This is a genomic window from Bacillus mobilis (assembly GCF_001884045.1).
GTDB lineage: Bacteria > Bacillota > Bacilli > Bacillales > Bacillaceae_G > Bacillus_A > Bacillus_A mobilis.
Map to the genome: position 1 here is coordinate 180,620 of NZ_MACF01000071.1, position 17,325 is coordinate 197,944.

Consider the following 17,325-nt stretch of genomic DNA (forward strand, 5'->3'; position numbering starts at 1 on the left):
TTCCCTACCTTTTCAATTCAACGATTTCAACGTACATCTTTCCATTCTTCGTCAAAATCTTTCCGGTTCCAATCTCTTCATTCTCAAGCATAAGACGCACCGTATTTTTCGTTGAATTTTCAAGACGATACAATGTACCTTTCGTAATATGAAGCAGATCTTCAATCTTCTTTTTCGTATTTCCGATTTCAAAATAAATTGTTAACGGAATATCATCTTGTAATTTCAAATCTATACAACTCCCATATCATGTTCACGAAAATTTCATGTTCTCTCTATATAATGAAATCTCTTATTTTGAAACGTCGATATTTAATATTTTTTTAATATATCCTTGCGTTTCTTTAAATGGAGGTACGCCTCCGTACTTTCTCACATTACCAGGACCAGCATTATAAGAAGCAAGCGCTAATACTAAATCGCCATTATTTTTCTTTAAATAACCGCTTAACTCTTTCACGCCGCCTTCAATACTTTCAGCTGGTGAAAATGGATTTTTTATACCCATCTCTTTCACATTCGCCGGCATAAGCTGCATAAGCCCCATCGCACCTGCATGTGACACCGTTTTCGGATTAAAATTAGACTCTACTTCAATCATTTTTTGAATTAACGTTTTCGGAATTCCGTATGAACGGCTCACCCGATCAATAATATCCTCATACTTCCCTTCATTTGAAGAACGTATTTTTTGAATATTATACTTCTTCGTTAATCCCCACGTATCAACAGCCTCATTTTTCGTTTCCGGGAAACGTCGTTCAAACTCTTTTTGTGCAACTTGCACTTCATCGACTTTCTTCGTTTCAGGCTTTTCCTCCGGCTTACTTACTTCCTCTACTTTACTAGAATCACCTTTATTAACGAGCGTTTCTATTTTCGTAGATTGTACCGGCTGACTCATATCCTCTACTTTTGCCGGCTGTGTAGTAGCCTTCGTTTCCTTCATAGGCTCGCTCTGCAGCTTCTCCTGAAACCTACTACTAACAAACGCCTGCGGACTACTTAACTTTTGCTGAAACTGTCCTTTTTTATATGCAAGTACTTCTTTTACTATATTTCCAACTACCATAATATCACCTTTTCGGTAAACAAAGATAATCTAATATTAGAGTTTTTTCGTAAAGTTTGCAATAATCCTTTGCAATTATATTGTAATAAAAAAACGACTAAATTGTTAAACTGTTATTTTTTTATATTTATTAATTCAAATTTTCAGTTGACACCCATTATAGCAAGGCTTACAATAAATTCGAAATCGATTTTTTCGCATATTACCGTTTTTCAATTTGCAGAAAAGTCAATATAAAAAAATGGGGGTTCTTTTACATGAGAATTAATACAAACATTAATAGCATGCGTACGCAAGAATACATGCGTCAAAACCAAGCTAAAATGAGCAACTCTATGGACCGTTTATCAAGCGGTAAACGTATCAACAACGCTTCTGACGATGCAGCAGGTCTTGCAATCGCAACTCGTATGCGTGCACGTGAAAGCGGATTAGGTGTAGCTGCTGATAACACACAAAACGGTATGTCTTTAATCCGTACAGCTGACTCAGCAATGAACTCAGTATCTAACATTTTACTTCGTATGCGTGACATCGCTAACCAATCTGCGAACGGTACGAATACAAAAGACAACCAAGCTGCACTACAAAAGGAATTTGGTGAATTACAAAAACAAATTACTTATATCGCTGACAACACACAATTCAATGATAAAAACCTATTAAATGAGAATTCTACAGTTAAAATCCAAACATTAGATTCTTCAGAACCTGGTCAACAAATCGGTATCGATTTAAAAGCTACTACTTTAGCGGCACTTGGAATTGATAAATTAACAATTGGTACAGCAACAGCTCCAAATGTACAAACTGCAATTGATGCTAAGGATGCTTTAGATGCTGCTACTGAAACAGCTACAGCTACTAGAGCTAAAATTTTCACAGATGGTACTACTGCAAGTACTCCGGCAGGACTTGCAAAAGCTTATATTGAAGCTAAAGAAGCACAAGCAGGAGCTATAGCAGCTGATCCTGATGATTCTTCAAAAGATGCTGACTTAGGTGCAGCTACTAGAGCGTTAACTCCTGATGCAAAAAAATTAGTTGAAGACTATGAAAACAAATTGCATGACGTTAACCTTAAAACAGAAGCATATGGTAAAGCATTTAATGCAACGGCAGATGCAGCACCTGCTGGCAGCCCTGCTGATACAAAATCTGAGCGAGAAATCGTCACTGCGTATCAAAATGCTAAAAATGCAATTATGAAAGCACCTGATGGTGAATTAGAACCAGCTAAAGCAACAAGACTTATCGCAAAAGAATACGTTACTGCTAAATCTAATTTCGAAAAAGATCCATCTGCTAAAGCTGCCTTTGAAGCTGCTAAAAGTGCTTTAGAAGGTAGCCAGGGAGCACAAACATTAGTTACAGCTTTTGAAGATGCTAAAGCTGCTACATCTGCTGGTACTCCATTAGATGCAGTAAGTAAAATTGATGCTGCCCTTACAAAGGTTGCTGACAATCGTGCAACTCTAGGTGCTACATTAAACCGTCTTGACTTTAACGTTAACAACTTAAAGAGCCAACAATCTAGCATGGCATCTGCTGCTTCTCAAGTAGAAGACGCTGACATGGCGAAAGAAATGTCTGAGATGACTAAGTTCAAAATCTTGAACGAAGCTGGAATCAGCATGCTTTCTCAAGCAAACCAAACTCCACAAATGGTTTCTAAATTATTACAATAATCCATTTGAGATTAATAAACCTCTCCGCAAGCGGAGAGGTTTATTTTTTCTATATAGATAGATTAAAAGCTTTCTTTTTAGCTTGGAGAGAAGCTCCAACCATATGTAGTAGAAGCGGTCAGTGCTTATTTTGATCCCCTCCCGCGTTAAAATATCTACAAAAAATAAGCATAAGTCCTTTTTTCATGGCCATTTATTGACTTTAAGATCATATATGAAAGTATAAGATAAGGAGTGTCTATAATGCGTATTGGTACGAATGTTTTAAGTATGAATGCTAGGCAGTCGTTGTATGAGAATGAGAAGCGTATGAATGTTGCGATGGAGCATTTGGCGACTGGTAAGAAGTTAAATAACGCTTCTGATAATCCCGCTAATATTGCGATTGTGACTCGTATGCATGCGAGAGCGAGTGGTATGCGTGTTGCGATTCGTAATAATGAGGATGCGATATCGATGCTACGTACTGCGGAAGCTGCCCTTCAAACTGTGACAAATATTTTACAGCGTATGCGTGATTTAGCTGTTCAATCTGCAAGTGGCACAAATTCAAATAAAAACCGTGATTCACTGAATAAAGAGTTTCAGTCTTTAACAGAACAAATTGGCTATATTGATGAAACGACTGAGTTTAATGATTTATCCGTATTTGATGGACAAAACCGTCCTGTTACGTTAGATGATATTGGTCATACAGTAAATATAATGAAACACATCCCCCCTTCCCCTACACAACATGACATCAAGATTTCAACAGAACAAGAAGCAAGAGCGGCGATTCGTAAAATTGAAGAAGCTCTACATAATGTATCACTTCATCGTGCTGATCTTGGAGCTATGATGAATCGTTTACAATTTAATATTGAAAATTTAAACAGCCAAAGTATGGCCCTAACAGATACTACTTCCCGAATTGAGGATGCGGATATGGCGCAGGAGATGAGTGACTTTTTAAAATTTAAATTGTTAACTGAGGTTGCACTTAGCATGGTTTCACAAGCAAATCAAATTCCGCAAATGGTATATAAATTACTACAATCATAATTGTCATTTCACTCTTTGAAACGATTCCACACAAAACAAAAGGGAAATACATATAAACTATGTACTTCCCTTTTATTTTTCACTTAATACTTCTATGGCGCTACCGTCATAACTTGTCCTCTACGGTCGATCCTTATTTTCATTTTTCCGTCTTGTGCGTTATATAGTCCTAATTTATGTAATTCTAGTTTGCATTCTTGTACGAAGGTTGGTAATTTACGAATTTGATTGACATCCGAACTTTTAATAAAATTAGTTAAATGTTGCGTCATGTCTTTCACATCTTGCACAAGTTCTTCTTTTTCTCGTTTTAACCTTTCGTTTTCCAATTGTAGCGCTCGCAATTCACTTTCTAGACTACTTCTATTAGACTCTTCTTTGAAATGCCCTGCAGCCATGCTAGAAAGCTTATAAATCCCTTCCATAAACTGATGTAATTCATCTTCTTTTCTTTCACTATGTTGACTAATTGTTTCAAAGTTATCAACGATACCAGATATAACTGTTACAAGACTTTTTTCATTTTCTTTATACTGTACTTCCTCTATTAATACGTGATTGTTTTCTTTTTTCATTTCAACGATCGTTTCTTTTACAGGTGTATATTTTCGCTTTCGTCCAGGTTTTTGTTTTTCAACATTTTCAAACGGTATTTCATGTTTTTTCAATTTGTAATACGTATTTTGTAATTGACTTTCTGTTTTCGGGAACAGATTTAGTTCATTTTTACTAACGTATTTTGAAATATTGATAATGTTTAAACCGTGACGTTGGCAAAATTGATACACTTCATACAGTAACTCTAGCTCTGACTTCAGCCATGTAATCGCTGATTTTTCATACGCTCGTATCCCGCCATGTTTTTCTATATCTATTTGAAATAATACCATTCTATTATGTAAATCAACTAGTTCTTCATACTTTACTTGGAATTGTTTTTCTATTTTTTTAAATTCCGCTTCTAGTTGTGTATCGTTCATTTTATTATTTGACATGTTTTGTAAGAGACTTAATACATTGATTGCTGTGTGGTGATACATAATCTGTGCCACTCCCCCTCATCCTTTCGCAATTCTCATCTGACTCCCATGTCTTTTCAGAAAATAGCAATTTTTACATATCCATATTATAACATTTCGAAATTATCTGTCAAATAATAAACATACAAAAACGTATAGAAAGTATAGTAATAGAAAAAAGGATTTTTCAATTAATATGTATAATTGCATATTAATCACATTTAATTATATTATATGGTATTTCGAATATATTTTCACCGAAAAAGTTTGCGTTACCACGAAATATTACTAAAATAATCCAAAGATACGTTTTCTTATATTTTCAAATCAAAAATCTTCAAATGAAGATTTTTCATACATACAACCACAAACACTCCAAAAACATTCCATCTTTTTACCTATACAGAGTATAGAACAATAAAAAGGAACTAACCAATACTACACATGGCTAGTTCCCTTCTCTCCACTAAAAGAATAGAGTTGTAAATAGAATCTGCAAATCCTCAATCAAAGTCTCACTTCTTCCACTTACCTAAAACTACTCCATATCTCTGGTCTCACATCGTATGGGACCCTATTAAGCACTGACCGCTACATACATGGCTAGTTACTCTATTCCTATAAACAGAGTAGAGTTATACTCCAACTCTTCTAAAACTATCTTGGCCGCTCTCTTGTCCCATTTGCCTAAAACCAGCTCCATATCTCTGGTCTTGACATCGGATGGGGCTCTATTAAGCACCGACCGCCACCACGCATGGCTAGTTACTCTATTCCAGCTAAAAAGAAGCTTTTAAAGCACTAACTTATCTACTAAGCCGATTAACTCTTGAATATCTGGCTTACTTACTTGAGCATTTGCCCCTACCGCTTCGCCTTTATGGAATAATTCATTTGTAATTAATGAAGAGAAAATAACGATTGGTAAACGATGCGTTACTTCACCATCTTTAATTACTTTCGTTAAATGGTGTCCATCCATTTTTGGCATTTCAATATCCGTAATGAGCAAGTGAATATGTTCAAACATTTTTTCCCCTTGCTCTTTCGCTAACTTCTCAATTTGCGCTAACGCTTCTGCACCATTGCTGAAGAAGTTCATTTTCGTATATCCAGCTGATGATAATGTTTCTTCTAAAATTTGACGAAGCATTGCTGAATCTTCCGCAATATAAATCACTTTTTCAGCACGATCTGTTTTTTGCTCTAATCCTGCAAGTGATTTATTATCATAACCAGTGTTGCTAATTTCGCAAACAATCTTTTCATAATCTAATAGTAAGATGATTTTTCCATCTAGTTTTACAATACCAGATGTCGTTTCTTCTAATCCCATAGACAATGATGCTGGCTCATCAATTTGTTCCCATGAAATACGTTGAATACGATGCACTTCATCCACACGGAAAATAACTTTCATTTGGTTTAACTCTGAAATGATAAATTTCGTTTGATCAAGTGGCTTTGTCGATTTTAAATTAAGAGCTGTCGCTAAGTTAATAACAGGTAAAATTTCACCGCGGACTTGAACAACACCTTCAACTGCATGATGAGATTCTGGCACAGTTGTAACAGGGAATGGATTAATGATTTCACGTACTTTCATTACGTTAATACTAAATAGGTTTTCACCAACAGTATATGTAACAATCTCTAATTCATTTGTTCCGCTTTCTAATAAAATACTTTGTGCTTGTGACATAAAGGTGTCGCTCCCCTTTCATTATTTCCGTATATCTAATTATTAAGCTTTATTAAAACGAAAAAGTCAACTACCTATCTGAAAAATATAGATAGTCGAACGATTCATTTCTAGCAATTAATCTTGTATAAACGAAGCAAGTGCCTCTAATAACACTTCTTGGGCTCCTACAATTTCTGTCGGCATCGCTTCCCATTTTTTCGAAAGCTCTGTTTCTACTCTTATTCTTAACTCTGCGTTCATTACTTCTAGCACATATTCTTTCGTCGCTATATCAACATCCAGTAGCGCAAGAGCATATAGTTCCGGATCATTTATTTTTTCAAATAATCGTTTTAATACTGCCGGTGCTATATGTTTTAATTTTTCAATATGAATTTCTTTATCCGAAAATAGTAACTCATATTGAATAAACGTAACATTTTCTTTAATCACTTTAAAATAGCAATTATTTTTTTTATCATTTACAAAATAACCGTTCGAATCTGCAATAATACTCTCTACTTTACGAATTAAATCCGGCAAACTACTCGCCGCCATTACAGTCCGCTGCTCAACCTCACTCGGCGAAATGAATGTAACGCGATACTTATTCTGCGCCATCCTCCTCACCTCTCCTTTTATAGAAATTCAGTCTAATTGTATATAAACGTATTTTATACCACTGCTTCTAGACTAGGATAAATCCTATCGTCAACCGCTTTAGAACCACTCGATATCTCCGGCCTTACATACCAGTCAAGAATCTATTAAGTACTAAGCGCCACTACACTTCGCTTACCTCTTCTTCAACTATCCTAGCAACTCTCCATATCTCTGGTCTTACACACCGGTCGAGACTCTATTAGGCACTGACCGCTACCACACAATGTCAGGCCCTCTCTCAAAACCTAAAAAGAGCTTTTAAAGTCTTTTAAGTACTTTTTAGTAACTCGATGTTATTGAACCAAAACGCTATCTGCTGATCCGCAATATCCGGCAACGTAACAAAAAACTCACGACACTTCATTTCATCTTTAAACAGTTGATACTTCCAAACCTCATCGCTACCAACACTTACGAAATAAAATTCGTGAATACGGCCGATGATTGCTTGTTTTTCACCAAATGAGTACGGAGGGACTTGCTTAATTTCAAATTGATCTGGTAAATATACATGCTCTTCTCGTTCCATTTTTAACACTTGCTCGGCAAGTTCACGTTTATTTTCGAAAAAAGGCAATTGTAAAATCCGCTCTTGTCTTGTCATACGAATAAAAAACCCTTTCTACTACTTTACAATTTTTCTTTATTATATATTATCGAATTAAGTTTACAACTTCATTTAATACTTCATCTGATACTTTAATTACTTTCGCATTTCCTTGGAATCCGCGTTGGTATAACATTAAGTCAACGAATTCTACAGATAAATCTACGTTTGCACCTTCTTGTGCACCACCACGTACTTTACCTGCGCCATTTTGACCAGATGCGCCAAGTGCTAAAATACCTGTTGTATTCGTCGCTGTATAGTTACCATTACCCGTTTTCATTAGTCCACCTTCGTTCGGGAACATCGCAACAGCTAATTGGCCAGCTGACTTCATACTTCCATCAGAGTATTTTACCATTACGTATCCACCGTCAGCAATAAAGCAATCTTTAACAGTTGCTGCTGCTCTACCGTCTACATCTGTTACTGATAATGTTTTATCTGTCGGATGGTTTGTTAATTGACTAAAATCTAAATTTATCGTTCCGCCGTTAAACGGGATAGCTGCTCCTTGTTGTACCGGATCTGGATTTCCAACTTTATTAAATTTCAAAGTACCTGTTGAACCTGCCCCTGTAACTTCTTCAAACTTAGGATCTTTTGCCGAGTCATTACGTCTTTGCACTTTATACGTATACTCGTGGTCATTCGTTTTCGTAAATTCTACACGCATCGTCCATGTATTACCGGCATCATCATAAAACGGTAAATCTTGCGTAATTTTACTTTCATTCACCGGGATATTCCCTTTAATTGTACCCTTCGTTGTTTGAATACCACCAATTGCAGTTCCCATCGGGATTTGTAACGGTCCTGGAATGCCAGATAAATCAACTTCACCTGTTGCTTGGTTTGCAGGGTACGCAAATACGTATTGACCTTCTGTGTTCGTAATATAGTAATCTGAAGATATTCCAAACGTACCTTTACGAGTAAATTCCATATTTCCGCCTGCCGAATCACCTACTACGAAGAAACCATTCCCTTCCATTGCCGCTTGTGTTTTACCACCAGTTAACGTAATCGTTCCATCACTATAGTCTGTAACCGTTCCGCTCATTTTTACACCGTTACCGATACTTTTCGGATTCGTTCCAGCATATTTATTGTCACCTTTTGAACCGATAGAATTGTTATATAGTAAATCATCAAACATAGCTTTTTGTTTTTTATAACCAACCGTTTGTGCATTGGCAATATTATTTGAAGTTACACTTAATGCATTTTGTGTTGCATTCATTCCTGTAATACTTGTATATAACGCTTTAATCATAACGTATGGACACTCCTTATAAATTTGTAGTTTTTTCTTCTTCAGTTACTTTTGGATCATCCTTCTTTGCATCTTCTGGATTTGTTTCTCCAATTGGCTTATCAGACACTCTCTCAACGAAACGAAGAGATACAACTTTATTATCAATAACGAGCTGTACCTCATTATTTTCTGCGAGGCGAACTGTCTCTACTTGGCCAGTGACTTTTTTGCCATCACCGTCAACACCTCTTACATACTTCCCTAAAAACTTCATTCCACCATCAAGCGCTGTCGAATACATTGTCGTTTTTAAAGAGTCTACTGCTTTCGTCATATTCTGTACTTGTTCCATAAGAGATAATTGTGCTGTTTGGTTCATCATTTGATTCATGTCCATCGCATTAAATGGATCTTGATGTTGAAAACTCGCTAAAAACAATTTTAGAAAATCATCTTTCCCCATTACACCAGGAGTCTTTTGTTCTCCTGCTGAAACTGCATTTGCTTGCCCTACTGCCGGTTGTGCACCATTAACAGATGCGTTCCTATTCTGTGCTCCTGCTTGCAACGGAATATGATTTGTACTCGTTGTATTTAATCCAACTGTTGGCACGCTTTATTCCTCCAATAATCCCGCAAATTCTTTTGATTCTTGTTTCTCATGTTTCGTACTTGTTAATTGCTGCTTTTGCCTTTGCTCTTGTTCTCGCTGTTCTTTACGATTCTCATCTTTATCTGAATAGCTAATTTGAATATTAATTTCTTTTTCTTTTAACTTTAGTCTCAATTCATCAAAAATGATTTCCACACGTTTTTTCGCATCGTGTTTTTCCATTTCTACGTGAACATCAATTTGATCTCCATGTTTTTTCATAAACACTGTTAAAGTACCAAGTTTTTCTGGATTTAACTGAAATAAAACACGTTCTTGTTTCACTACAAACTTTTGTAGTGCCTCTACTTGTGCTTCCATTTTCTTTCCTAAGTCAGGCAATGAAACTTTCTCAGCGCCGCTATTGGATTTTCCTATTTGATCGGTACTCGTTGATTTATTTAATAACTCCGCACCCGCAGAATTTGAATCGTTTAATACATCACCTTCTGGCAGCTCTATCTTTACATCATCGCTCTCAGCTGTCGGAAGATCTACATCTTTAGACTCTTCATGTTTCTTTGCAATATTACAAGTCTCTGTTTCTACAACTTTCAATACTTGCATCGTTTGCTCCGGCATCGTCACTTTATCTAATACCATTTGCATTGTATCTTCTAAACATATAGCATTTTTGATATTCATATTGGAAAGAAGCTCTTGTAATTGTTGTAATTCACCTGCGGGTAATTCGTTAAGTTTTATATTTCCATATTCTTTATATAGCTCTTGTATTTTTTGTATGTATTGATATAACAATTCTGGCTGCACACGTAATTGTTCAATTGCAACCATTTGCTCAGATACAGCTAATAATAACTGTTCTGTCTCTTTTTTTTCTTCTTTCTTTACATTAGGCTCTTCTTTCGTTGCCGTTTTTTTAGAAAGAATGTTTTCTTTTCTATCTTCTGGTGCATCTTCTCGCTTTGTTTTCTCCGTTTTCGGCTGCTGTTTATTTTCCATCCTCATCGCACGATCGAATGAAGAATCTTCACTTTTGGATTGTACTTCTAGCCCTTTTTCTTTTTGCGGAGGTAAACTCTGTTGCACCGGTAATACAGACTGTATCACTACATTCACCTCATCCATTCATACACATTTTCAAATCAAGAAGCATTTTTTCTTCCTGCTTTTCTCTTACTTTTGCAAGCTTTCTACAATCTTCTTGATACATCTCATCAATGACACGTTCTTTTTCTTTTACTTGTTCTAAAAGGCTTTCATTTTTTCGAATAAAATCTTCTGTTTTTTTAATTTTCCGATTCCATTCTTCTATTCTTTCAGGTGAAAACGTATGTGAGGAAAGCATACCAGCCATAATACGTTGCCCAGTTTGTACGACTTTACTACGCGACTTCACAACATATAAATCATATTCTTTTTTTTGTTCTATTTTTCTTTTTTCAGCTGTTAATTCATACACTTCTTTCAAAATCTGTTCTTTTTCTTGATTTATTTGCAATTTTATCGTGTCGTACTGCTGCTTATCCACCTGTTTTCATAGCCCCTTCCTATTATAACGCTCTCTTTTTCTATTATATAGTTTTTTTACAAAAAAATCTGTGAAATATTAAAAAACAAAAAAATAAGACCTGCAGGGCGCGAGGTCTTATACAATGTGGTGCACTGCTTGAACGATATCATCAAATTGGAAACGATCTGATCGACCTTGTTTTAAAAATGAATTTATACCTTCTACTTTATTTTTGCATTCAAAAACATAAGCATTTTCTTCATTTTCTTGAATCGTTCCTAATTTGAAATATAATTCATTTTCTTTATAAATAGATAAAATTTTTCTCATTTCATTTGCCAGTTGCCAATGAGTTGGCGAAACGATTTCTTCCATAATCCTACTAACTGAATCTAGCACTGAAATAGCAGGGTAATGACTGAGTGTTGCAAGCTCACGTTTTAATACAATATGTCCATCTAAAATACCACGTGCTAAATCTGGTACAGGACCGTTTAAATCGTCTCCATCAACGAGCACAGTATAAATACCTGTTATAGACCCCTTTTGCGTTTTCCCGGATCGCTCTAACAGCTTCTTCATATAACTTTCCATTAAGAGTGTTTTACCACCAATCGGTAACTCTTTAACGGCAATATCAACACTTCTACGTGCATCAGCAAAACGAGTAACAGAGTCCATCATAAGTAATACGTTATTGCCTTGGTCTCGGAAGTATTCAGCGATGGATGTTGCAAGCTTAGCTGCGCGAAGTTGCATAAGGTGACTTTCATCTGAAGTCGCTACGACAACGACGCTTTTTTTCATGCCTTCCTCACCTAATTCTTTTCGAATAAAGTCTTTTACTTCTCGGCCACGCTCTCCTACTAAACTAATAACGTTTATATCAGCTTTTGCATTTTTGGCAATCATTCCGAGTAAAGTAGATTTACCAACACCTGATCCAGCGAAAATACCAATCTTTTGACCGATGCCAATTGTTAGCATAGAATCAATGGATTTAATTCCGGTTTCAAATACATCTGTAATCTCTTCCCGTTCAAATGCATGAATAGGCGGAGCATCTAACTTTATTTTTTGCAATGGAATGTTTTCAGCGTTCTCATTTAATACTTCGCCATTTGCACTTAACACTTTTCCGAGTAAATGATTTCCACGAGGGATAACAACATCTTCATCAATTAATGTAACGGAATCTCCGTAACATACCTTTTCTGTCTGTTCAAATGGGAGTAACATATTGTTTTCTTTTTCAATCGCAATTACTTCACATAAAACGCTATGTTCTCCAACGAGACAAACATCTCCGATTTTCGCCTTTGGCCCTTTTGCTACGAAAAACTGCTCTTGTACACTATGAACTTTACCGACTTTCGTATAAAACGGCGTTTCAATAAATGTATTCCATTTTTGGTTTTCATTCATTAACAGTCGATTCATACATTTTGCTCCTCAAACAACTTCTCTTCTTCCCATTTCTGGCGAAGCTTCGCAAATATAGGTGCAAATTTAAATTCAAAGAACTCTTTCTCTTCTTCTAGAACAAATTCACCGAACTGTAAGGAGAAATCGTATTTCCATTCTACTAATTGTAGTAACCAATACTCTTTCGTATTTTCCTTCTCTTCTTGAATACGTTCAAAAGTTTCTGGATGTACGGTAATAACTAGTTTTTCAAACGAAGTAGGCAATGTTTGAACGATGCCCGTTAATATAGGTAACACATCAAGTAATCTAGCATCTACTGCTTGATTCACAATTTTTTCTGCTAGTTGAAAAGATTGATCCCATAACAATTCCGTCCATTCGTATGCTGTTTCTTGTTGATCTTTTTGAAACTGCATATGTGCCGATTCTATCTCTTTCATCTGCTGCTGAACATGCATTTGAAATTCTTCCTGATCCTGTAATAACTGCTGACGCTCTTGTTCTAACATTTGTTGTTCTTTCCTTAGCTGAGTCATTTCCGTATGTAACGATTGTTGCTGCGCAAGAAGTTCTTCATGATCCACTTGGATTTCTTCTTCTACGTGAGCTACTTTTGGTTTTGGAAATTGTAATTCATACGTTTCTTCAGAAAAAGAAACAGAATTCTTCGGAATTCTGTTTTTAAATAAGGACATCATCTTCACCTCTTTGAACGATAATTCTTCCTTCTTTCTCTAGCTTTTTCACCGTACCTGTAATTGTTTGCTGCGCTTTCTCAGCATCCGTCATCTTAAGCGGTCCTAAGCCATCTAATTCTTCTAGAATCATCTCTTTACGGTTTGAAGACATACATGTAAATAATTTCTCTTTAATTTCTTCTTTTGCAATTTTAAGTGCTTTCGCAATGACACCGTTATCTGTAATTTCCTCTAATACACGGCGAAGTGCAAGATCTTCAAGACCAAGTAAGTCTTCAAAGACAAACATATTTTCTTTAATTTTTTCAGATAACTCATAATCAACTTCATCCAGCTTTTGAAAGACTGTTTTTTCAACGCCTCGTGAAACGTTATTTAAAATGTTCACGATTGTTTTTAAGCCATCTGTTTTATTAATTGCACTAAATGCCATATTATTTAATTTTGCTTTTAATAACTCACCAATTTGATTAATGAGTTCACCGTCAACTTGCTCTAGTTTCGCAATACCCATTACCGTTTCTACTCGCTTATGATCTGGCAATCTCTCAATTAACTGCGAAGCAAGTTGTGGTTTAATATAAGAAGCAATAATTGCAATTGTTTGTGGTGATTCATCATTAAGCACTGTAAGAAGTGGCTCTAAATCTGTAAGCGAATTTAAGAATTCAAATGGATTATCTTTGTTATACCAAAGGTCTTCCAATAATTTTTCAAGCTCATCTTCTGGCATATTTTTAAATATGCGTCGAATGTACTCTTTATCTGGAGTGATTAAGTTCAATTCTTTTACATTAAGTTCATATAAGAATTCCCCTAGTACATTCTCTAACGTTTCTGGTTTATATACACGAAACTTCGCGATTTCACGAAGTAACACTTCTTTTTCCTCAGCCGTCATATATTCAATGACTTTCGCTGCCACCTCTTCATTTAATGTACGAATGAGGATGGCAGCTTTTTCTTTGGAGGAGATTTCATCTAACATCGTTGTTCCTCCCTTACTGTCCGTTTAACCATTTTTTAATTACTTTTGCAGTACCTTCTACATGTTCCTTCGTAGCATCCTGTACTTGTTCATCTAACGTCGGTTCTTTCGGTTCTTCTGGTTCAGGTCTTGCTTTTGGCTCTGGTACTATTTTCTCTTCAGGAATTTCCATAATACTTTCACTACTTGCAGCAACTTCCTCTTCTGCTAAGTATTCTTCATATTCCTCTTCTTCTTTCTTTCTCTTACGTCTTGCTAAGAAGAACCATAATAGACCAACGAGCGCTAACACGCCTCCTGTAATTCCACCGATTAACCACCAGTTCATACCACTTGCTTCTGGCTCTTTCTTCTTCTCTTCTTTCGGTTGATCAAACTGAACTGTTACCACATTAACTTGACCATTTGTAAAGTTTCCATTTTGATCAGCTTGAAGTCCAGCTGCTGTACCAATTGCTTCTTTGAAAGTTGTCATATCAATTCTTCGTTTTACTAACGTATCATTATCTACCCATACAACAACATTTGTTTTCGTTAATTCTGGATGTTTCTTAATCGTTTCAACTGTTTTATCTATTTCATAGTTTTCGATTTTGTTACCATTTTTATTATCGTAGACGATTTTGCCATTTTGATTATTGTTCGTACCGTAGTTTGGCACTTCGCCGTTTGCCGTAATGCCAGCACCTTGCTTCGCATCTGCTCCTTCTTGCGCAGTAGAACTTTCCTCTTGCTCTTGTTTACTACGAAGTACACCTTTATCACCATATTTTTCAGACTGACGTGTAACTTCGTCGTAGTTCACAGATACTTTCGTATTCACTTTATATTCATTCGGCTTAAACATCGTCATTAACGTTGCATCGATATCTTGCTTTAATTTACCTTCAATTTGGTGTTGCATCTCTACTTCTTTCTCATAAGAAGAAGAACTACTAGAATGCGCTTCATCTGCCCCTTTTGAGATCACACCTTTTTTGCTATCTATAACACTCACTTCTTCGGCTTTTACACCAGGAACTGCCGCACTAATCATTTGCTGTACACCCGCAACTTGATCAGCCGTTAATAGTTGACCACGTTTCACACCAACTGTAATCGCCGCTGTCCCCTTTGCTTTTTCTTCATCAAAAATTGTCTCTTTTTCAGGTAATGTAATTTGAACATTTGCCGTTTCTATTGCCGCAAAGTTTCTTACAATATCTTGCTCTAATTGCTTTTTCGTACCGACAATTTGCTTCATTTTTTTATCTTGCTCACTTGAACCGAGCGAGCTTTCTAATAAAATTTCCTCACCGCTTTTTGAATTAAACGGTAATCCCATTCCATTCATTTCTTTTCGAACCCATGGAGCATCATTCTTTTGCACACGAATCGAACCATCGGCTGCTAATTGGTAATCGACACCTAGCTTCGATAATTCTGCTGTAATCTCTTGCTTGTCTGCATCATTTAAATTTTGATATACAACAACATATTTATCTGGCAAGGTGAAGTATAAAAGTGCTCCTGTTACAATTGCTAAAAGCGCAGCACCAATGACTAACTTATGCCACGTCTTTAACGATTGGAAAACATTTTTTAACTTTTCCATTTAAACACACCCGTCCATTTTCCTAAATTTGCATATTAATTAGTGACTTATAATTTTCAATAAGATTATCACGTACAAGAGCAGCCGTTTTCATTTGAGACTCAGCTTTCTTTTGCTGAATTAAAACGTCATGTGTTTCTCCTACCCCTTTTGTTAATAAATCATATACCGCTGTTTGCGCATTGTTTTGCGTTTGATTCATATCTTCCAATAAATCGATAAACTTTTTCCCCTCGACTACAGGTGTTTCTGAAGTTTTCGGTGCACCAATTGACTGAATCGCGCCAAATGGCTGTGTATGTAACATTGGTTGGATTTTCATCTTCCCCTATTCCCCCTTTATCCTCGGCCGATTTCTAAATCTTTATCAAGCATTTTTTTATTCGCATTTAATACACTTGTATTTGCTTCGTACATTTTTTGAGCAACCATTACATTCGTCATTTCAGCAGTCACATCTACATTCGGATAACGTACATATCCTTCTTCATTAGCATGCGGATGCGTCGGATCATACACTAAGTTTTCAGTTTTGTCCGCTTCAATACTTTTTATTTTCACTCCGTTAGTAGGTGCACTGTTTAACATATTTGCAAAGCTATTATTTGATTCAAGTACTACACTACGGCGCTCATACAAATCTGCCCCCGGAGCTGCCGTTGTATTTGCATTTACAATATTATTTGAAGTAACTTCCATCCATTTTCTCGCTGTTGTCAGCCCTGATCCACTTGCATTAATTGCCTGAAACATCGTTGTCTCTCCTTCTACTATTAACGTCCACGCGCTGCTTGGTTAATTGCGTATTGTGTATTAATCGCGTTAATTGAAACACCATATAATTGGTTTGCTTTCATTAAATCTAGCATTTCCGTCGTTACATCCACACTATTTCCATCTTTATTCGTTTGCATTGATTTCGTTTGAATCTTTGCATACGTATTTTTCGCATTTACTGTCGGTAAGTGCATTTTATTCGTTTGATATAAATCTGGATTGCTGTTTAAATCTGCAGCATTACGCTTATATAATGCACTACTTTTATTCATTTGCTCAGCAAATGTAACGTCTTGTGCTTTATAGCCAGGTGTATTCGCATTTGCAATATTACTAGAAACGGTATTTCGTTTCGTCACTAAATAATTCATATAATGGCTTACATCACTCACTAAATCTGGCATACTCCACACCCTTCCTTTTTAACTTATCATTTTGAACATAATGATCCACTGATGGAAGTTTCACTTCATTATTTAATTTCCTATATGTATTTATTAAAATATTTACTATTATGTACCCTTACATATTTTATTCCATTTTTACATTGTTGTCTTTAGAAAAATACAAAAATATAAAAAGAATATAAAAAAACTGTATACGCGTAGGAATCTATATAACATTTCAATATATTTACGACGAACTGAACCCTATTTTTATATTATTTAGATTACTTCTA

At 35.8% G+C, this 17,325-nt stretch carries 18 protein-coding genes and 1 pseudogene; 2 read left to right on the plus strand and 17 right to left on the minus strand.

The features are described 5' to 3' along the window. Positions 1-4: 4 nt before the first annotated feature. Together BAQ44_RS12855 and BAQ44_RS12860 are read right to left on the minus strand one after the other, a co-directional pair. Positions 5-229: a flagellar motor switch protein FliN gene (locus tag BAQ44_RS12855; protein WP_000775712.1), complete on the minus strand. Its 225-nt coding sequence runs from the start codon at positions 227-229 to the stop codon at positions 5-7. Positions 230-292: 63 nt separating this feature from the next. After that, entirely contained in the window at positions 293-1,072 is a 780-nt protein-coding gene (locus BAQ44_RS12860) for a lytic transglycosylase domain-containing protein (protein WP_071721901.1), read from the minus strand. A gap of 257 nt (positions 1,073-1,329) precedes the next feature. Between BAQ44_RS12860 and BAQ44_RS12865 the strand changes: the two genes are divergently transcribed. Both BAQ44_RS12865 and BAQ44_RS12870 read left to right on the plus strand, forming a co-directional pair. Beyond that, the gene (locus tag BAQ44_RS12865; protein ID WP_071721902.1) at positions 1,330-2,760 is read left to right on the plus strand and encodes a flagellin N-terminal helical domain-containing protein; all 1,431 of its coding nucleotides are present in this window, start codon (positions 1,330-1,332) and stop codon (positions 2,758-2,760) included. Between the two features lie 243 nt (positions 2,761-3,003). Further along, positions 3,004-3,804, plus strand: coding sequence for a flagellin N-terminal helical domain-containing protein (locus BAQ44_RS12870; protein WP_071721903.1), 801 nt, complete (start codon positions 3,004-3,006; stop codon positions 3,802-3,804). A gap of 92 nt (positions 3,805-3,896) precedes the next feature. On the opposite strand, the gene BAQ44_RS12875 is transcribed toward BAQ44_RS12870, so the two are convergent. The 15 genes and pseudogenes from BAQ44_RS12875 to flgB all read right to left on the minus strand — a co-directional run bounded on the left by BAQ44_RS12875 (position 3,897) and on the right by flgB (position 17,114). After that, complete coding sequence (locus BAQ44_RS12875; RefSeq protein WP_071721904.1) at positions 3,897-4,844, minus strand: DNA-binding domain-containing protein; 948 nt, start codon at positions 4,842-4,844, stop codon at positions 3,897-3,899. A 772-nt stretch (positions 4,845-5,616) separates the two neighbouring features. Then, positions 5,617-6,525, minus strand: coding sequence for a chemotaxis protein (locus tag BAQ44_RS12880; RefSeq protein WP_071721905.1), 909 nt, complete (start codon positions 6,523-6,525; stop codon positions 5,617-5,619). A gap of 117 nt (positions 6,526-6,642) precedes the next feature. Continuing rightward, entirely contained in the window at positions 6,643-7,128 is a 486-nt protein-coding gene (locus BAQ44_RS12885; RefSeq protein ID WP_071721906.1) for a LysR family transcriptional regulator, read from the minus strand. 310 nt (positions 7,129-7,438) lie between these two features. Next, entirely contained in the window at positions 7,439-7,774 is a 336-nt protein-coding gene (locus tag BAQ44_RS12890) for a DUF3964 family protein (protein WP_071721907.1), read from the minus strand. A gap of 49 nt (positions 7,775-7,823) precedes the next feature. Further along, positions 7,824-9,053, minus strand: a complete 1,230-nt coding sequence (locus tag BAQ44_RS12895) for a flagellar hook protein FlgE (RefSeq protein WP_071721908.1) — start codon at positions 9,051-9,053, stop codon at positions 7,824-7,826. 16 nt (positions 9,054-9,069) lie between these two features. Further along, positions 9,070-9,648 carry a flagellar hook assembly protein FlgD gene (locus tag BAQ44_RS12900; protein ID WP_071721909.1) on the minus strand — a complete coding sequence of 193 codons (579 nt, stop codon included), beginning with the start codon at positions 9,646-9,648 and terminating at the stop codon, positions 9,070-9,072. Between the two features lie 3 nt (positions 9,649-9,651). Continuing rightward, the gene (locus BAQ44_RS12905; RefSeq protein ID WP_071721948.1) at positions 9,652-10,758 is read right to left on the minus strand and encodes a flagellar hook-length control protein FliK; all 1,107 of its coding nucleotides are present in this window, start codon (positions 10,756-10,758) and stop codon (positions 9,652-9,654) included. A gap of 10 nt (positions 10,759-10,768) precedes the next feature. Further along, positions 10,769-11,179, minus strand: coding sequence for a hypothetical protein (locus tag BAQ44_RS12910; protein ID WP_000360875.1), 411 nt, complete (start codon positions 11,177-11,179; stop codon positions 10,769-10,771). A gap of 117 nt (positions 11,180-11,296) precedes the next feature. Beyond that, positions 11,297-12,601, minus strand: coding sequence for a flagellar protein export ATPase FliI (gene fliI, locus BAQ44_RS12915; RefSeq protein ID WP_071721910.1), 1,305 nt, complete (start codon positions 12,599-12,601; stop codon positions 11,297-11,299). After that, positions 12,598-13,284: a FliH/SctL family protein gene (locus BAQ44_RS12920; RefSeq protein WP_071721911.1), complete on the minus strand. Its 687-nt coding sequence runs from the start codon at positions 13,282-13,284 to the stop codon at positions 12,598-12,600. The genes fliI and BAQ44_RS12920 overlap by 4 nt, the downstream gene beginning before the upstream one ends. After that, positions 13,271-14,275: a flagellar motor switch protein FliG gene (gene fliG, locus BAQ44_RS12925; protein ID WP_071721912.1), complete on the minus strand. Its 1,005-nt coding sequence runs from the start codon at positions 14,273-14,275 to the stop codon at positions 13,271-13,273. The genes BAQ44_RS12920 and fliG overlap by 14 nt, the downstream gene beginning before the upstream one ends. 13 nt (positions 14,276-14,288) lie before the next feature. After that, positions 14,289-15,869 carry a flagellar M-ring protein FliF C-terminal domain-containing protein gene (locus BAQ44_RS12930; RefSeq protein WP_071721913.1) on the minus strand — a complete coding sequence of 527 codons (1,581 nt, stop codon included), beginning with the start codon at positions 15,867-15,869 and terminating at the stop codon, positions 14,289-14,291. Between the two features lie 22 nt (positions 15,870-15,891). Then, positions 15,892-16,191 (minus strand): flagellar hook-basal body complex protein FliE, encoded by a 300-nt coding sequence (gene fliE / locus BAQ44_RS12935; RefSeq protein WP_063263686.1) that lies wholly within the window; start codon positions 16,189-16,191, stop codon positions 15,892-15,894. Positions 16,192-16,208: 17 nt separating this feature from the next. Continuing rightward, entirely contained in the window at positions 16,209-16,622 is a 414-nt protein-coding gene (gene flgC, locus BAQ44_RS12940; protein ID WP_071721914.1) for a flagellar basal body rod protein FlgC, read from the minus strand. A 20-nt stretch (positions 16,623-16,642) separates the two neighbouring features. Then, positions 16,643-17,114, minus strand: a pseudogene (gene flgB / locus BAQ44_RS12945) (flagellar basal body rod protein FlgB). Positions 17,115-17,325 lie beyond the last annotated feature (211 nt).

Excerpts from the sequence above, each read along its gene's own strand:
- BAQ44_RS12875 (WP_071721904.1), bottom strand. The coding sequence starts at position 4,844 with ATGTATCACCACACAGCAATCAATGTATTAAGTCTCTTACAAAACATG.
- flgC (WP_071721914.1), bottom strand. The coding sequence starts at position 16,622 with ATGTTTCAGGCAATTAATGCAAGTGGATCAGGGCTGACAACAGCGAGA.
- BAQ44_RS12880 (WP_071721905.1), bottom strand. The coding sequence starts at position 6,525 with ATGTCACAAGCACAAAGTATTTTATTAGAAAGCGGAACAAATGAATTA.
- fliG (WP_071721912.1), bottom strand. The coding sequence starts at position 14,275 with ATGTTAGATGAAATCTCCTCCAAAGAAAAAGCTGCCATCCTCATTCGT.
- BAQ44_RS12930 (WP_071721913.1), bottom strand. The coding sequence starts at position 15,869 with ATGGAAAAGTTAAAAAATGTTTTCCAATCGTTAAAGACGTGGCATAAG.
- BAQ44_RS12860 (WP_071721901.1), bottom strand. The coding sequence starts at position 1,072 with ATGGTAGTTGGAAATATAGTAAAAGAAGTACTTGCATATAAAAAAGGA.
- fliE (WP_063263686.1), bottom strand. The coding sequence starts at position 16,191 with ATGAAAATCCAACCAATGTTACATACACAGCCATTTGGCGCGATTCAG.
- BAQ44_RS12865 (WP_071721902.1), top strand. The coding sequence starts at position 1,330 with ATGAGAATTAATACAAACATTAATAGCATGCGTACGCAAGAATACATG.
- BAQ44_RS12895 (WP_071721908.1), bottom strand. The coding sequence starts at position 9,053 with ATGATTAAAGCGTTATATACAAGTATTACAGGAATGAATGCAACACAA.
- BAQ44_RS12885 (WP_071721906.1), bottom strand. The coding sequence starts at position 7,128 with ATGGCGCAGAATAAGTATCGCGTTACATTCATTTCGCCGAGTGAGGTT.
- BAQ44_RS12870 (WP_071721903.1), top strand. The coding sequence starts at position 3,004 with ATGCGTATTGGTACGAATGTTTTAAGTATGAATGCTAGGCAGTCGTTG.
- fliI (WP_071721910.1), bottom strand. The coding sequence starts at position 12,601 with ATGAATCGACTGTTAATGAATGAAAACCAAAAATGGAATACATTTATT.
- BAQ44_RS12890 (WP_071721907.1), bottom strand. The coding sequence starts at position 7,774 with ATGACAAGACAAGAGCGGATTTTACAATTGCCTTTTTTCGAAAATAAA.
- BAQ44_RS12920 (WP_071721911.1), bottom strand. The coding sequence starts at position 13,284 with ATGTCCTTATTTAAAAACAGAATTCCGAAGAATTCTGTTTCTTTTTCT.